The organism is Sphaerisporangium sp. NPDC005289, from assembly GCF_040607455.1.
GTDB classification, from domain to species: Bacteria; Actinomycetota; Actinomycetes; order Streptosporangiales; family Streptosporangiaceae; genus Sphaerisporangium; species Sphaerisporangium rhizosphaerae.
In genome coordinates, this window is the sequence record NZ_JBEXGS010000011.1 from 208,042 (window position 1) to 223,122 (window position 15,081).

General features: G+C 72.7%; 13 protein-coding genes. 7 read left to right on the forward strand and 6 right to left on the reverse strand.

The window, feature by feature from the left end; genetic code table 11:
* Window positions 1–14 precede the first annotated feature (14 nt).
* Entirely contained in the window at window positions 15–296 is a 282-nt protein-coding gene (locus tag ABZT47_RS21025) for a metal-sensitive transcriptional regulator (protein WP_354844393.1), read from the forward strand.
* Between the two features lie 635 nt (window positions 297–931).
* On the opposite strand, the gene ABZT47_RS21030 is transcribed toward ABZT47_RS21025, so the two are convergent.
* Together ABZT47_RS21030 and ABZT47_RS21035 are read right to left on the reverse strand one after the other, a co-directional pair.
* Entirely contained in the window at window positions 932–2,284 is a 1,353-nt protein-coding gene (locus ABZT47_RS21030; protein WP_354844396.1) for a hypothetical protein, read from the reverse strand.
* A 69-nt stretch (window positions 2,285–2,353) separates the two neighbouring features.
* Window positions 2,354–2,929, reverse strand: coding sequence for a gamma carbonic anhydrase family protein (locus ABZT47_RS21035; RefSeq protein WP_354844399.1), 576 nt, complete (start codon window positions 2,927–2,929; stop codon window positions 2,354–2,356).
* Window positions 2,930–3,112: 183 nt separating this feature from the next.
* On the opposite strand from ABZT47_RS21035, the gene ABZT47_RS21040 reads away from it, so the two are divergent.
* Entirely contained in the window at window positions 3,113–4,492 is a 1,380-nt protein-coding gene (locus tag ABZT47_RS21040; protein ID WP_354844402.1) for a hypothetical protein, read from the forward strand.
* A gap of 67 nt (window positions 4,493–4,559) precedes the next feature.
* Here the strand turns inward: ABZT47_RS21040 and ABZT47_RS21045 are convergent, their stop codons facing one another.
* The 3 genes from ABZT47_RS21045 to ABZT47_RS21055 form a co-directional block, all read right to left on the reverse strand.
* On the reverse strand, window positions 4,560–4,937 hold the full coding sequence (locus ABZT47_RS21045; protein ID WP_354844405.1) for a hypothetical protein: 378 nt from the start codon (window positions 4,935–4,937) through the stop codon (window positions 4,560–4,562).
* 126 nt (window positions 4,938–5,063) lie between these two features.
* A complete protein-coding gene (locus ABZT47_RS21050) occupies window positions 5,064–5,813 on the reverse strand; it encodes a GntR family transcriptional regulator (protein WP_354844637.1) in 750 nt (249 codons plus the stop codon).
* A gap of 153 nt (window positions 5,814–5,966) precedes the next feature.
* Complete coding sequence (locus ABZT47_RS21055; RefSeq protein WP_354844408.1) at window positions 5,967–6,506, reverse strand: VanZ family protein; 540 nt, start codon at window positions 6,504–6,506, stop codon at window positions 5,967–5,969.
* 386 nt (window positions 6,507–6,892) lie between these two features.
* On the opposite strand from ABZT47_RS21055, the gene ABZT47_RS21060 reads away from it, so the two are divergent.
* Entirely contained in the window at window positions 6,893–8,020 is a 1,128-nt protein-coding gene (locus tag ABZT47_RS21060) for an aromatic ring-hydroxylating dioxygenase subunit alpha (RefSeq protein WP_354844411.1), read from the forward strand.
* 71 nt (window positions 8,021–8,091) lie between these two features.
* Here ABZT47_RS21060 and ABZT47_RS21065 read toward each other — a convergent pair whose 3' ends face one another.
* Complete coding sequence (locus ABZT47_RS21065; RefSeq protein WP_354844414.1) at window positions 8,092–8,862, reverse strand: IclR family transcriptional regulator; 771 nt, start codon at window positions 8,860–8,862, stop codon at window positions 8,092–8,094.
* 162 nt (window positions 8,863–9,024) lie between these two features.
* On the opposite strand from ABZT47_RS21065, the gene betA reads away from it, so the two are divergent.
* From betA to ABZT47_RS21085, 4 genes are all read left to right on the forward strand, one after another.
* Entirely contained in the window at window positions 9,025–10,692 is a 1,668-nt protein-coding gene (gene betA, locus ABZT47_RS21070) for a choline dehydrogenase (protein ID WP_354844417.1), read from the forward strand.
* 264 nt (window positions 10,693–10,956) lie between these two features.
* Window positions 10,957–12,009, forward strand: a complete 1,053-nt coding sequence (locus ABZT47_RS21075) for a glycine betaine/L-proline ABC transporter ATP-binding protein (protein ID WP_354844420.1) — start codon at window positions 10,957–10,959, stop codon at window positions 12,007–12,009.
* Between the two features lie 22 nt (window positions 12,010–12,031).
* Window positions 12,032–14,059, forward strand: coding sequence for an ABC transporter permease subunit (locus ABZT47_RS21080; RefSeq protein ID WP_354844423.1), 2,028 nt, complete (start codon window positions 12,032–12,034; stop codon window positions 14,057–14,059).
* On the forward strand, window positions 14,056–15,051 hold the full coding sequence (locus ABZT47_RS21085; RefSeq protein WP_354844426.1) for an ABC transporter substrate-binding protein: 996 nt from the start codon (window positions 14,056–14,058) through the stop codon (window positions 15,049–15,051). Before ABZT47_RS21080 ends, ABZT47_RS21085 begins: the two co-directional genes overlap by 4 nt.
* Window positions 15,052–15,081 lie beyond the last annotated feature (30 nt).

Here is a 15,081-nt window from a genome sequence, read left to right on the forward strand (position 1 = left end):
GTATCGTGGACGGTATGCATGGGTACAGCGGTGACAAGCAGGCCTATCTGACCAGGCTCCGGCGCATCGAAGGCCAGATCCGCGGGTTGCAGCGCATGGTCGAGGAGGACTCCTACTGCATCGACGTCCTCACCCAGGTGTCGGCGGCCACGCGCGCTCTGCAGGCGGTGGCGCTGGGGCTGCTGGAGGACCACATCGGGCACTGCGTGCGGGACGCCATCGACGCCGGGGGGCCGGAGGCCGACGAGAAGGTCAAGGAGGCGTCGGCGGCCATCGCCCGGCTGGTGCGCTCCTAGCCGGGCCGGCGACCGGCACGCGCCGCCGCGCAAGGGCCGCCCGGTCCAGGGTGGGGGAGCCCGGCCGGAGGCGCCGCGCGTCGTCCACGCGGCCGTCCGCGGGACGGGTGAGGCTAGTGCGGCGGGTGGGCGCACGGCCCGGGTGGACTAGTCCGCAGGGGACGCGTGAGGGGGGCTCGAGGGGCCCGCTCACAAAACCGTCCCGAACTCCGGGGGAGTCCGGGACCAGTTCTGAGAGCTACTTCAGTGGCTCACCGAAGTCCGCAACCCGAGCGCGTTGTCGAGCTCATCCAACGTCAGCTCTCGCTCGCTGACAGCGACGGCGCTGAGCACCTCCGCGTAGAGCGCGATCTCGTCCAACGCGACACGGTCATGGACCCTTGAGTCCAGATAATCGTGCCCCACCGCGTCGTCCTTCCTTCCGCAGCCCACACCCTCTTCGAGGTTACGGCCGGGTGGCTTTCCACGACATGGCCCATCGGGACCATTCGTCACACCCGCCCGTGTCCCCGTGGAACCATTTCCCCGTTCCGAGATCACAATTCCGTCAAATCCGCAGATCAGGGGGCGGGGAATGATATACGCGAGGTAAGCAGGAAATAACCCTATAAACCGTTTAGATCTGGCCCGCGGGATCAGGAGTGGCGTATCCATTCCGCTGAGGTCGCTGGGACGGAGGGCGCCGGGTCGTCCCGCTCGTGGATCAGGCAGGTCACCGTGGCCGAGGACGTGGGGAAGCCGCGCGGCGGCGGGGCCGTTCCGGTGACACGGCACCAGGCGAGCCCCGCGGCGTAACCGGCTCCCAGCAGAGCCGCGGCCGAGGCCCGGTCGGGCGGACGAAGCGGGGCGGGCGGCTCGCCGTCCCGCGGCCAGCAGCCCCGCAACGGGTGACCCGGATCGGTGAGCGCCGCGTGGAAGGCGCGCCGCAACTCCGGATCCAGCCACGGATAGAGCTGTGGCGCCACGCCCGGCGCCACGGCCTGGACGTCCGCGGCGAGCAGCGAGGCGGCCACCGCCCGCGGGTCGGCGCCGTGGACCTCCACGAACGACAGCGCCTCCACCAGGTCGTAGAGCATGTGGCGCAGGTGCCGGCCGGGCGAGGACTCCGCCTCAAGGGCGCCCCCGAGATGCGGCGGGCAGCGCGCGAGCCACGCCCGCCGCGCCGCCTCGGCGTCGCCTGCCGGGTGGTCCAGCCACGGCCGCGCCCGCAGCGGCTCCACCATCGCCAGCAGCGCGGCCGCGCGGGGTGCGAAGCGGGGGTCGGCGAGCAGCACGCGGGCGGTGCCCGCGAGCTGCCCGGCCACGCGCACCGCCGCGCCCGCCCCGCGCGCCAGCCGCTCGATGTAGAGGGCGGTCAGCGCCGAGAGCGGCATCGCGGGCAGCCAGCGCACCCAGTCGTCGCCCGGCAGGGGGCGGGAGAGGAACTCCCCGAACATCGACAGCAGCACCTCGTTGCCGTCGAACGCGGGGGCGTACGCGCACCACATGATCGTCCCCCACATCGCGGCGACCGGGGCCGTGACGTCGGGGTGGAACACCTCGCGCAGCGGCCCCGTGGAGAAGGGGGCCTCCTCCTCCCTGGCCGCGCGGGCGACGTCCAGCAGAGCCCGTATGCGCTCGGTCATGTCGCGCGGCACGTCGGGGCCGACGAACGCCTGCGTGGAGCCGCGGTCGAAGGCCAGGTCGGCGGCGGAGGGCAGCAGGTCCTGCGGAACGGGCGGCGCCGGGTGGGCCGGGGTCGCGGCGGCACGGACGCGCGGGGCGGCGGGCGGGGCCGACAGGTGCCACAGCCCGTCCTGGGCGTCGTGGCGGTGCCAGCGGGCGTGCGTCCCGAACAGCCAGCAGGCGCCGTCGGGGGTGCGCAGCAGGCGCGCGGCCATCGCCTGCGCCTGCGTGGGTGCGGGGACGTCCGCCCACCGCGGGTCGGCGACCATGGCGCGGACATCCCGCTCGATCGCCTCGAAAGGGTCCCACTGCACGGCCGCCATGCTACTGGGGGCAGGTCACGGGGACCCGGGTGTCGCACCCCGGTCCGCCCCCGGCGCGACGAGGCCGGCTCAGGCTCCGGGGGGCAGAGGAGAGGCGGCGCGGTGGCGGGCGGCCTTGGCCATGTAGGTGTCGGGCGTGCGGGCGAAGCCCGCCCGGTCGTCGTCGGTCAGCTCGCGCACGATCTTCCCCGGCACCCCGGCGACCAGCACCCCGGCGGGGATCTTCTTGCCGGGGGTGACCACGCAGCCCGCCGCGACCAGCGAGCCCGCGCCGATCGTCGCGCCGTTCAGCACGACCGCGCCGATGCCGACCAGCGCGCCCCTCTCGACGCGGGCGCCGTGCACGACGGCGCGGTGGCCGAGGCTCACGCGGTCCTCCAGCACGGCGGGCAGGCCGGGGTCGGCGTGCAGGCAGCACAGATCTTGGATGTTGCACTCGTCGCCGACCTCGATGGCCTCGGCGTCGCCGCGCAGCACCGAGCCGTACCAGACGCTGGTGCCCCGCCCGAGCCGGACGCGGCCGACCACCACGGCCGTCGGGGCGATGTAGGCCTCGGGGTGGACGGCGGGCACGGCCTCGCCGAGCGCCGCGATGTAGGGCGCGGCCCGGGAGGTGCCCGGACCGGAGAGGGGCCGCTCGCTCATGTCATCGATGATCTCACGTGCGGCTCGGCCGGTTTCCCGCCTTACCGGCGACAGGCGCTCATCAGACCGCAACAGGTCAGGCGTTCGGGTTGCGGACTTGGGCAGATGGCAGGAAAGTCGTGTCCTGACGTGACGTGACCGAAGCACGACCCCCACTCGATTCAAGACCCCCAGGGCTCAGCCATGACGAACCAGCACGACAGCTTCCCCGACATGATGCACGAGGACCTCGGCTTCGAGGTGGTGATGCGTGGATACAGCCGCCGCCAGGTGCACGATCACATGGTCCGAACGCGCAACCAGATTCGTGACCTGGAGGAACGGCTGGCACGCGCCATCGATCAGGCCGAGCAGGGCCGCGTCGAGCTCGCCGAGGCCCGCCGCCGCCTGGCCGAGGCCCCGCAGGACTACGACGAGCTCGGCCAGCGGCTGAGCCAGATCCTCAAGCTCGCCGAGGAGGAGGCGATCTCCAAGCGCGAGACGGCCGACACCGAGGCCGCCAAGGTGCGCGAGGAGGCCGCGGCCGAGGCCGAGCGCATCCTCACCGCCGCCCAGGCCGAGGCCGAGCGCCGGGTGGCCGAGGCCACCAACGCCGCCGAGCGGCTGCTGGCCCAGGCCGGGTCGGACGCCGAGGAGACCCTGGGGGCCGCGCGCGCCGAGTCCGACGAGACGCTGCGCAACGCGCGGGCCGAGGCCGACCGCGCGCTCACCGCCGCGCAGCACGAGGCCGAGCGGCTGGTGTCGGAGGCCAATGCCCAGGCCGAGGCCACGCTCGGCTCGGCCAAGGCCGAGTCCGAGGCCACGCTGAAGGCCGCGCGCCAGCGGGCGGCGTCGCTGGACGAGCACACCGGCACGAGGGTGACCTTCCTCACCGACACCCACACCGAGGTCATGCGCCGGCTCAACGAGATGGGCTCGGTGCTGACCGACCTGCTGCGGCGCGAGGCGAACGCGGGGGCGCTGATCGACGAGGCCGCCGTGCTGCCGCCCGCGCCGCCGGTGGGTTCGGCCGAGGACCTTCACCAGAGCGGGGCCCCGGCCGCCGAGGAGATCGACGCGGTCCGCGTCGTCCTGGACGACGCCGACGGCCCCGACGGCCCCGCGCGGCCGGGAGGCGCCGCCGAGGGTGAGGACGCCCAAGCGGGCCACAAGAGCGCGCAGGACGGCTCCGAGGGCGCCGGCGAGCATGACAAGGGCGACGAGCGTCACGGGCGCGACGAGGACGGCCTGGGCGCCGAGCAGGGCCCGCCGGCCGAGCAGGGCTCGCGGGACGTCTTCGCGTCGCACTCGGGCCCGCAGGACGCCTTCGCTCCGCGCGGCGGCTCGCGTGGCGGCCTCGTCGGGCACCATGGCGACGATCAGCCGGAGGACGCCGTGTTCGGGCGCCCGGTCTTCGACGCCGACGGCGGCGTCCGGGACGCTCAGCAGAGCGTTCAGGTCGTGGCGGGGGACGATGACGCGCACGACGCCCGGCGCGGCAACGACCACGAGACCTCGAAGGGCCGCATCCGCGGCTTCTTCGAGGACTCCGACGTCCACTCCGGCGGCGGTCACCAGCGCTGAGGTGGCGGAAACCTCCGCCCCCGATCGGGTCGGAGGTTTCCGCTTCCCTCATGCCGGCGCCCGCCGATCAGCTCTCCTGGTCGGCGGCGCCGGCGGCCGTGCCCGGGTCCCCTTCGCCGGGGGCCCCGGGCGGTCCTGATCCCCACGCCGGGGAGGCGCCCGGCTCGCCGGTCCCTCCCTGGCCGGTGGAGGCCCGCGTCGGTCCCGCCTCGCCGGTGAGGCCGGACCGCTGGTCGAGGCCGGGGATGAGCCGGCGCTGTTCGAGCAGGCGCTCGCGCAGGCCGGCGGGGTCGTCGGCGTCGATGGTCATCGCGCCACCCGCGTCGCGTTCATGTTCGGTGAGCAGGTGGTGCCGGGTGGCCCACCACCTTCCCGCGTCGCTCCTCCAGATCGTCCAGTCGGGGAACTCCCGGGCGATTTCGGCGAGGTGCCGGTCGAACGACATCCCGTCCACCCTTCCCGCGGCGAGGGGCCAGGTCGGTACCTTTCCCCTTCACGTTGCGGGACATCTCTAGAGAAATCAATGTTCGGGTGGGACAGGTCAACCTAACGCTTGACATTTCACCTTGACTCAGGCGTCGAAGTCGTACTGAAGTACGTACGACGCGGCGTCCATGATCATGGTGTTGAGCTCCACCGCTGCGCCTCCGGCGGCGTACGCGGTCCGGCAGACGACGATCACCGGCGTCCCGGCGGACAGGGAGAGGCGGGCCGCCTCCTCCGGCGCGGGCATCCGGGCGCGCACCTCCTCGGTGAAGTGCACCGGCGCGTGCCCGAGGTCGCGCAGCCGCGCGTAGACCCCGCCCGGGCCGGTGTCCGGCTCCGTGATCGCCGACCCGGCGACCAGTTCGGCCGGAAAGCAGGAGGCCGCGAGCTGCACCGGCCGGCCGTCGACGGAGTAGCGCCGTCGCCGCACCCAGACCTCGTCGCAGCCGAGCGCCCGCGCGGCGTCCTCGTCCGCCGTCTCACGGGCGACCGTCAGATCGTCCACCGCGTACGGCCGGCCGCCGGCGTCGCCGTCCCAGATGGCCCGGCCCGTCCCCCACTGCTCGCGGGACAGCCGGCGCGAGCCGTGCCTGCGGATCGGCCGGAACTGCCGCACGTACACCCCCGAGCCCCGGCGCGGCACGGCCATGCCCTCGTTGATGAGCACCGACAGCGCCTGCCGTGCCGTCGCGCGGGCGATGCCGTACTCGGCCATGAGGGCGTTCTCGCCCGGTAGGCGATCCCCATCGCGCAACTCGCCCGCCTGGATCGCCTGGCGCAGGCGATCGGCGATGCGGCGATAGATCGGGGGGTCGTGAGGTACCGGGGATTGCATCACGCTCTATCACCCTCAGTCACCAACGCGGTCCGCGTCTCCAGAGAACTTGCCCCGCCTTGTCCACGATCGCACAGATACTCAGGTTGGTCCCGTGCTTCTTTTGAGCGGATCGTGCCCGTGTGGTGATCTTCGGGGTCTTTCGTGCCTCGTTTACCGTGGACCGGTCCCGGCCGCCGTCCGGCCGGCCCGCCACGGCCGCGTCGCCAGCGCGGCCAGCACGGCGCCCGCGGTGTTGAGCAGGACGTCGTCGGCGGAGGAGACTCGGCCGAGGCGCAGGCCGTACTGCAGCGCCTCGACGGTGAGCGACAGCGCGGCGGCGAGCAGGCCGATCCGCCAGAGGGGGGCGAAGCGCGCCGAGCGGATCGGCAGCAGGGCGCCGAGCGCGGCGAACACCAGCAGATTGCCGCCGACCTGCGCGAACATCGCTCCGAACGGCCCGCGCGCCAGCTCGGCGAGATCGCGCAGCGGCACCAGGCTGACGCCCGGAGCGGTGCCTGGGGTGAGGATCATCCACACCCAGGGGAGGGTCCCGGCGACGATGAACACATCGGCGCGGGCCGTCCGCGCGGGGTGGGGATGCCCCTGACGCGCCCGCCGGCGGGCGAGCAGGTGAGCCGCGGCGACGGCGGCAGGCAGCAATACAAGTGTGGCTACTACGACATATCTCCAGAGCTGCCATTCGAGCCGCATGAGAGCCATTTTCCCGGATCGCGCGCCGCGGCGGGCGCCTGATCGACGGGCGCGGCGGGTGGGCCTGAGTAACAGGAAGGTGGCTCCGGAGCAAGGAGCGCGCGCCCGCACTCCAGCCGTGCGAGGCCCGCCGGGCGTCACACAGGGTGACCCGCCGGGGGTCACCCAAGGTGAGACGCGGCAAGGCGGAGGCGTCGCCGGGGCGTATTGACAGCGGCCCACCTGGGACGCAGTCTGTTGCGCATAGTGAGTTCCGTTCCGTCATCATCAACTTCAGGGGTGACCGCGGTGATTCCCGCCTGCCCCCTCGCGGCACCGTCGCGGGGCGAGGCCCACCGGCTCGACATCGGCGCACCGGCAGCGGCCCGGCGGACGGGGAGCGGCGCGTGACCACCCCCAGCCTGCTGGCCACCCTGCCCGGCCGCTTCTACACCGACCAGGACGTCTTCGCCCTGGAGCAGCGCCGGATCTTCGAGACGATGTGGTTCTGCGCGGCCCGCGCCGACGACCTGGACGGGCCCGGGGCCTTCCGCACAGTGCAGGTGGGGCGCGAGAGCGTCATCGTCAGCCGCGCCGAGGACGGATCGGCGCGCGCGTTCCTGAACGTCTGCCGGCACCGCGGCGCCCGGCTGTGCACCGAGGAGTCCGGCCGGGTCCGCCGGGCCTTCCAGTGCCCCTACCACGCCTGGGCCTACGACCTGGACGGCACGCTGATCGCCGCCCCGAACCTCAGCACGATGCCCGACATCGACCGCGTCGAGTACGGCCTGGTCACGGCGCATGTGCGCGAATGGCTCGGATACGTGTGGGTGTGCCTGGCCGACGAGCCGCCCTCCTTCGAGCAGGACGTCCTCGGCGCGGTGGTGACCCGGCTCGGCGACCTGGCCTCGATCGAGAACTATGGGGTGGAGAAGCTGAAGGTCGGCCGCAGGATCGTCTACGACGTCCGGGCCAACTGGAAGCTCATCGTCGAGAACTTCATGGAGTGCTACCACTGCGCGACCATCCACCCCGAGCTGACCGCGGTGCTGCCGGAGTTCGCCGACGGGTACGCCGCCCAGTACTTCGTGGGCCACGGCGCGGCGTTCGGCGGCGGCGTCGAGGGGTTCACGGTGGACGGCTCGCCGGGGGTCGACCGCATCCCGACGGTGAGCCGGGAGCAGGACCGCCGCTACTACGCGATCACCATCAGGCCGCAGGTGTTCGTCAACCTCGTCCCCGACCACGCCATCGTGCACCGCATGTTCCCGCTGGCCGCCGACCGCACGGTGGTGGAGTGCGACTGGCTGTTCCTGCCGGAGGTCGTGGCCGGCGGCCGGGACATCGGGCCGTCGGTCGAGCTGTTCCACAAGGTCAACGTGCAGGACTTCGACGCGTGCGAGCGCTGCCAGCCGGCGATGGGCTCGCGGGCCTACGCGCTCGGCGGCGTCCTGGTGCCGAGCGAGCACCACATCGCCGAGTTCCACCAGTGGGTCGCCGGGCGCCTCGAGCCGCCGGGCCGGCCCGCCGGGTAGGCCCGGCCCGGGGCGCCTGAAGATGCCGATCTGGCCGCGTCGCCGGACGAGCCGAGCGGGGCCGGCCCGGGTCAGCCGGAGAAGCCGAGCCGGTGGCTGATGTCGGCCGCGCCGCCGACCAGCACCGGGGCCACCTCGTGCATGCGCTCCTCGCTGAACCGGTAGGCGGGCCCGGACGCGCTGACCGCCGCCACGACCTCCCCGTCATAGGAGCGGACGGCGGCGGCCATGGCGTTCAGCCCGATCTCGTACTCCTCCACGGTGACGGCGTACCCGCGCGTCCTGGCCTCGGCGAGCTGGGGCAGGAGCTCGTCGGCCGAGGTGATGGTGGCGGGGGTGTAGCGGGCCAGGCCCGCGGCCGCCAGCAGCCGGTCGCGGTGGCGCTGGTCGAGGTGCGCGAGCAGCATCTTGCCGCTGGAGGTGGCGTGCAGGGGGGTGAGCTGCCCGACCCAGTTGTAGGCGGTGACCGCCGACGGGCCGCGCACCTGGTCGAGGTTGACCGCGTAGTGGGAGCGCACGACGGCGATGTTGACGGTCTCGCCGATCTCCTCGGCCAGGCGGCGGCAGACCGGGCGTCCCTGCTGGGTGAGGTCGAGCCGGGAGGCGACGCCGCCGGCCAGGCGGATGACGCCGAAGCTCAGGCGGTACTTGCCGCGATCCTCGGCCTGTTCGACGAGGTTCCTGGCCTCCAGGGCGCCGAGCAGCCGGAAGGCGGTGGACTTGTGGACACCGATCTCGGCGGCGATCTCGCTGACGCCGGCCTCGCCGCGCTGGGAGAGGATCTCCAGCACGCTGATGGCCCGGTCGACCGACTGCACGCCGGCCGAGGATTCGTTGCCCATAGCCCCGGACTGTAGGGGGTCGGCGTACCGCCGTCCATTTACGCCGCCGCCCGACGATGGTTGCGCAGGCCGCAACCTTGTGCGTCAATCGCTACAACGCAACGCGCGCCATTTCTCCGCATATGCCGGGATATTGGCGCTGAGAGCGAGACGAGGGCTTACATGTACGACTTCGTCATCGTCGGTGGTGGCTCGGCCGGATGCGTTCTCGCGAACCGGCTGTCCGCCGACCCGTCCGTCCGGGTGCTGGTCCTGGAAGCCGGACGCTCCGACTTCCCCTGGGACGTCTTCATCCACATGCCCGCCGCGCTGATGTTCCCCATCGGCAGCCGGTTCTACGACTGGAAGTACGAGTCCGAGCCCGAGCCCCACCTGAACGGCCGCCGCGTCTACCACGCGCGCGGCAAGGTGCTGGGCGGGTCGAGCAGCATCAACGGCATGATCTTCCAGCGCGGCAACCCCCTGGACTACGAGCGCTGGGCGGCCGACCCCGGCATGGAGACCTGGGACCACGCCCACTGCCTGCCCTACTTCAAGCGCATGGAGAACTGCACCGCCGACCCCGGCACGGCCTTCCGCGGCCATGACGGGCCGTTGGCGCTGGAGCGCGGCCCGGCGGACGGCCCGCTGTTCACCGCCTTCTTCGAGGCCGTGCGGCAGGCCGGGTACCCGCTCACCGACGACGTGAACGGCTACCGCCAGGAGGGCTTCGCGCCGTTCGACCGGAACATCCGCCGCGGGCGCCGCCTGTCGGCCGCGCGGGCGTACCTGCACCCGGTGAAACGGCGCCCCAACCTGACGGTCAGGACCCGGGCGCTGGTCACCCGCGTGCTGTTCGAGGGCGGGCGCGCGGTCGGCGTGGAATGCGACGGGCGCACCGTGCGGGCCGGCGAGGTGATCCTGTGCGGCGGCGCCATCAACACCCCCCAGTTGCTCCAGCTCTCCGGCGTGGGCGACGCCGGCGAACTGCGGGCCGCGGGCGTGCGGCCCGTCCACGACCTGCCCGGCGTGGGGGAGAACCTCCAGGACCACCTGGAGGTCTACGTCCAGTACGGCTGCCGGCGGCCGGTGTCGATGCAGCCGGCGATGAAGTGGCGCAACCGGCCGTGGATCGGCGCGCGGTGGCTGTTCCTGCGCAGCGGACCGGGCGCCACCAACCACTTCGAGGCGGGCGGCTTCGTCCGGGGCAACGACGAGGTGGCCTACCCCAACCTGATGTTCCACTTCCTGCCGGTCGCGGTGCGCTACGACGGCTCGGCCCCGGCCGGCGGCCACGGCTACCAGGTGCACATCGGGCCCATGTACTCCGACGCGCGCGGCTCGGTGAAGATCAAGAGCCCCGACCCTCGGGTGCGGCCGGCGCTGCGCTTCAACTACCTGTCCACCGGCCAGGACCGCCGTGAGTGGGTCGAGGCCGTCCGGGTGGCCAGGGACATCCTCAACCAGCCGGCCATGGAGGAGTTCAACGCGGGCGAGCTGTCGCCGGGGCCGTCCGTGCGCACCGACCAGGAGATCCTCGACTGGGTCGCGCGCGACGCCGAGACCGCTCTGCACCCCTCCTGCACCGCCCGCATGGGCGTCGGGGAGGGCGCCGTGGTGGACCCGCTGAGCATGCGGGTGCACGGCCTTGAAGGACTGCGGGTCGTGGACGCCTCGGTGATGCCGTACGTGACCAACGGCAACATCTACGCGCCGGTCATGATGGTCGCCGAGAAGGCCGCCGACCTCGTGCTCGGCAACACGCCCCTGCCGCCGGAGCGGGTGGAGTTCTACCGGCACCCCGGCCGCGCCGGCGCGCCGCCCGGCCCCGCGCCCGCTCCGTCCGGATGACCAGGGCCCGATGACCAGGGCCGGGTGACCAGGGCCGGGCCGGAACTCACGCGCGCGGCCGGGTGGAGGTGCGTTTTCCGGTCGCCAAGCGAAACGCGGCAAGCCTTGACCGGGGGGGCGTGCGGGAGGGACGATCTGTTCCTCGTTGAGCATTCTGATGCGCGATACGCAACCAGATACGCGAACGGAGAGGTCCGTGCCGGAGCCCTGTTCCGTCGTCCGTCCCCGGAAGCCGGCCCTCGCCCCTCGAACCGCGAGGTGACCATGACCGCGACGTCGCAGGCCGAGCCCTCCCCGCCCCCGGAGGCGGTGACCCTCGACGTGCGCGGCCTGTGGAAGGTCTTCGGCCCGCGGGCCGGCCGGGTGGCGGGCACGCCGCTCGCCGAGCTGTCGCGGGCCGAGCTCAAGGAGCGCACCGGCTGCGTCGCCGCGGTGCGCGACGTCTCCTTCTCCGTGCGGCGCGGCGAGGTCTTCGTCGTCATGGGCCTGTCCGGCTCGGGCAAGTCGACGCTGGTGCGCTGCCTGACCCGGCTGGTCGAGCCGACCGCCGGCGAGGTGCTGCTGGACGGGCGGGACATCCGCAAGGCCGGCGACCGGGAGCTGCGCGAGCTGCGCCGCCACCGGTTCGCCATGGTGTTCCAGCACTTCGGCCTGCTGCCGCACCGCCGGGTGCTGGACAACATCGCCTACGGCCTGGAGATCCAGGGCCAGGGCAGGCAGGGGCGCTACGCGCGCGCGACGCGGATGCTCGACCTGGTAGGGCTGGCCGGGTACGGCGAGTCCTACCCCGACCAGCTCTCCGGCGGCATGCAACAGCGCGTGGGCCTGGCCCGCGCCCTCGCGGTGGACCCCGAGGTGCTGTTCTTCGACGAGCCGTTCTCGGCCCTCGACCCGCTGATCCGCCGCGACATGCAGAACGAGGTCGTCCGCCTGCACCGCGAGGTCGGCAAGACGATGATCTTCATCACCCACGACCTGAGCGAGGCGCTCAAGCTCGGCGACCGCATCCTGGTCATGCGCGACGGCGAGATCGTCCAGATCGGCACCCCGGACGAGGTGGTCGGGGCGCCCGCCGACGACTACGTCCGCGAGTTCGTGCGGGACGTGTCCCGCGCCGACGTGCTCACCCTGCGCTGGATCATGCGCCCGCCCGAGGACGGCGACGCGCTGGACGGCCCCGAGCTCGGGCCGGACGTCGTCATCAAGGACGCCGTGCGCACCGTCCTGCGCGCCGACCGGCCCGTGCGGGTCGTCCAGGACGGAGCGCTGCTCGGCCTGGTCGGCGGCGCCGAGATGCTGGAGGTGATCGCCGGATGAGCGCCGGCGAGGTGACCGCGCGATGACCGCGACCACGGCGCCCCGCCGCCGGCCGGCGTGGTCCCGGCCGTACCTGCTGCTCGGCATCCTGGCCGCCTGGGTGGCGCTGTGGGCCGCCTTCCGCGGGCAGGCCACCCTCCCGCTGGACGGCGCCGAGCTCACCCCGCTGCACGTGCGCGTCGGCCGGATCGCCGAGGCCGTCGACAACGGCCGCAACGAGAGCCCGCTGTTCCTCTACTTCGTCAACTACGTGCGGCTGTTCATCGACGAGCTGGTCACCTTCGTCCAGGCGCTGATCAGCCGGCCCTCCTTCGGCCGCCCGGTGCCGGTGGTCGGCTGGCTCGGCGTCACCGGAATCGCCGGGGCGCTCACCCTGCTCTACGGCAACCTCCGGGTGGCGGCGCTGACCGTCGCCGGGTTCGTCTCCTTCGGGCTGCTCGGCCTGTGGGAGGAGAGCATGGACACGCTGGCACTGACGCTGGCCGCCGTCCTGCTGTCGCTGGCCGCGGGCATCCCCCTCGGCGTCTGGGCCGGGCTGAGCGACCGGTTCGACCGCCTGGTCACCCCGGTACTGGACTTCATGCAGACCATGCCGACCTTCGTGTACCTGGCGCCGCTGACGCTGTTCTTCCTGATCGGGCCGGCCAGCGCCACCGTGGCCACGATGATCTACGCGATCCCGCCGGCGATCAGGATCACCTCGCACGCGATCAGGCAGGTGCCCCGCGAGAGCGTCGAGGCCGGTGTCTCGCTCGGCTCGACGCCCTGGCAACTGCTGGCCAAGGTGCGGCTGCCGCTGGCCAAGCGCACCATCATCGTCGGGGTCAACCAGACCGTCATGGCCGCGCTGTCCATGGTCACGATCGCCGCGCTCATCGACGCGCCCGGCCTGGGCAAGACCGTGCTCAAGGCGCTGGAGACGCTGGACGTCGGCACGTCGTTCAACGCCGGCCTGGCCATCGTGGTCATGGCCATCGTGCTGGACCGCGGCGTCTCGGCGGCCGGGCGCCGCGTCGAGGCGGCCCGCCGCGCCGGGCGCGCCCGCCGGCCGCTGTGGCGCAGGCTCCAGGTGGCGGCCGTCCTCGCCGTCACCGCCGTGCTGGTCTACCTCTCGCACGTCTACGTGTGGGCGGCGGAGTTCCCCGGCGAGGCCGACCTCGGCTCCTACGTCCGCCGGGGCGCCGACGCGGCCGGCCGGTGGGCGCAGGCCGACCTGTACGCCTCCACAAACGGCCTGAAGAACCTGATCACCTACAGCCTGCTGAACCCGTTCGAGGCGGTGCTCACCGGGTCGCCGTGGTGGCTGGTGCTGCTGGTGGTCACCGCGGTCGCGCTGGTGGTCGCCACCCCGCGCGTCGCGCTCGTGTGCGCCGCCTGCCTGGTCCTGCTGGTGGCGCTCGGCCTGTGGCAGGACGCGATGGTGACGCTGGCCTCCACGCTGGTCGCCACCGTGCTGGTGATGGCGCTGGGCATCGTGGTGGGCGTGTGGATCGGCCGGGACGACCGCGCCGACCGGGTGATGCGCCCGCTGCTGGACGCCGGCCAGACCATGCCCGCGTTCGTGTACCTGGTGCCGATCCTCGGGCTGTTCGGCGCGACCCGGTTCACGGCGATCATCGCCGCGGTGGTGTACGCCGCGCCCGTGGCGATCAAGCTGGTCGCCGACGGCGTCCGGGGAGTCCCCGCCGGGGCGGTGGAGGCCGCGACGGCCGCCGGGTCGAGCACGTGGCAGATCATCTCCAAGGTGCAGGTGCCGATGGCGCGCGGCGCGGTCGCCCTGGCCGCGAGCCAGGGCCTGTGCTACGTCCTGGCCATGGTCGTGGTCGGCGGCCTGGTCGGCGCGGGCGCGCTCGGCTACGACGTCGTGTCGGGGTTCTCGCAGCTCCAGCTGCGCGGCAAGGGCCTGGCCGCGGGCCTGGCCATCGTCGTGCTCGGCACCATGCTCGCCGCGATCACCAAGGGGTCGCGGCGTCGGGGAGTTCACCAGCCGCCCGTCACGGGTGCACGATGGCCGCTCCGCGCGGCCCTGCGATCAGGAGGACCCTGGTGAGTGTTTCGGTTTGCGGATCCGGGCGGCCGAGGGCGGCCCTGCTGCTGGCGGCGGCCGGCCTGCTCGTCTCCGCGTGCGGCGGGGCGAAGGTCGGCGAGGCCCCGGCGGCCTCGGGGAACGCCGCCGCCCCGGCGAAGAAGGCGTGCGGCGCCGTCAACCTCGCGGTCAACCCCTGGGTCGGGTACGAGGCCAACGCGGCCGTGATCGCCTACGTGGCCGAGAAGGAGCTCGGCTGCCAGGTCACCAAGAAGGACCTCAAGGAGGAGGTCGCCTGGCAGGGCTTCGCGACCGGCGAGGTCGACGCGATCGTAGAGAACTGGGGCCACGACGACCTGAAGAAGAAGTACATCGAGGACCAGAAGGTCGCCGTCGAGGCGGGCCCGACCGGCAACAAGGGCGTCATCGGCTGGTACGTGCCGCCGTGGATGGCCCAGAAGTACCCCGATATCACCGACTACAAGAACCTGGACAAGTACGCCTCCCTGTTCACGACCTCGGAGTCCGGCGGCAAGGGGCAGCTGCTCGACGGCGACCCCTCGTTCGTGACCAACGACGCCGCGCTGGTGAAGAACCTGCATCTGAACTACAAGGTCGTCTACGCGGGCAGCGAGGCGGCGCTCATCACCGGGTTCCGGCAGGCCGAGGCGCAGCAGAAGCCCATGCTCGGCTACTTCTACGAGCCGCAGTGGTTCCTGTCGGAGGTCAAGCTCGTCAAGGTGAACCTGCCGCCCTACACCGACGGCTGCGACGCCGACGCCGCCAAGGTGGCCTGCGACTACCCGCCGTACGAGCTCGACAAGATCGTGAGCAAGAGGTTCGCCGACTCGGGCGGCCCGGCCTACGAGCTGGTGAAGAGGTTCACCTGGACCAACGACGACCAGAACCTCGTGGCCAAGTACATCTCCGAGGACAAGATGTCCGCGGAGGACGCCGCGAAGAAGTGGGTCGCCGACAACCCCGCCAAGGTGAAGGCCTGGCTGCCGACCGGCTGACCCGCTCTTGACACCCCCCGGGCCGCCGGT

What these genes read in the sequence shown, in the direction of transcription:
- ABZT47_RS21050 (WP_354844637.1), bottom strand. Translation starts at nt 5,813, where the DNA reads ATGCAATCCCCGGTACCTCACGACCCCCCGATCTATCGCCGCATCGCC.
- ABZT47_RS21030 (WP_354844396.1), bottom strand. Translation starts at nt 2,284, where the DNA reads ATGGCGGCCGTGCAGTGGGACCCTTTCGAGGCGATCGAGCGGGATGTC.
- ABZT47_RS21025 (WP_354844393.1), top strand. Translation starts at nt 15, where the DNA reads ATGCATGGGTACAGCGGTGACAAGCAGGCCTATCTGACCAGGCTCCGG.
- ABZT47_RS21080 (WP_354844423.1), top strand. Translation starts at nt 12,032, where the DNA reads ATGACCGCGACCACGGCGCCCCGCCGCCGGCCGGCGTGGTCCCGGCCG.
- ABZT47_RS21065 (WP_354844414.1), bottom strand. Translation starts at nt 8,862, where the DNA reads ATGGGCAACGAATCCTCGGCCGGCGTGCAGTCGGTCGACCGGGCCATC.
- betA (WP_354844417.1), top strand. Translation starts at nt 9,025, where the DNA reads ATGTACGACTTCGTCATCGTCGGTGGTGGCTCGGCCGGATGCGTTCTC.
- ABZT47_RS21035 (WP_354844399.1), bottom strand. Translation starts at nt 2,929, where the DNA reads ATGAGCGAGCGGCCCCTCTCCGGTCCGGGCACCTCCCGGGCCGCGCCC.
- ABZT47_RS21040 (WP_354844402.1), top strand. Translation starts at nt 3,113, where the DNA reads ATGACGAACCAGCACGACAGCTTCCCCGACATGATGCACGAGGACCTC.
- ABZT47_RS21045 (WP_354844405.1), bottom strand. Translation starts at nt 4,937, where the DNA reads ATGTCGTTCGACCGGCACCTCGCCGAAATCGCCCGGGAGTTCCCCGAC.
- ABZT47_RS21075 (WP_354844420.1), top strand. Translation starts at nt 10,957, where the DNA reads ATGACCGCGACGTCGCAGGCCGAGCCCTCCCCGCCCCCGGAGGCGGTG.
- ABZT47_RS21055 (WP_354844408.1), bottom strand. Translation starts at nt 6,506, where the DNA reads ATGCGGCTCGAATGGCAGCTCTGGAGATATGTCGTAGTAGCCACACTT.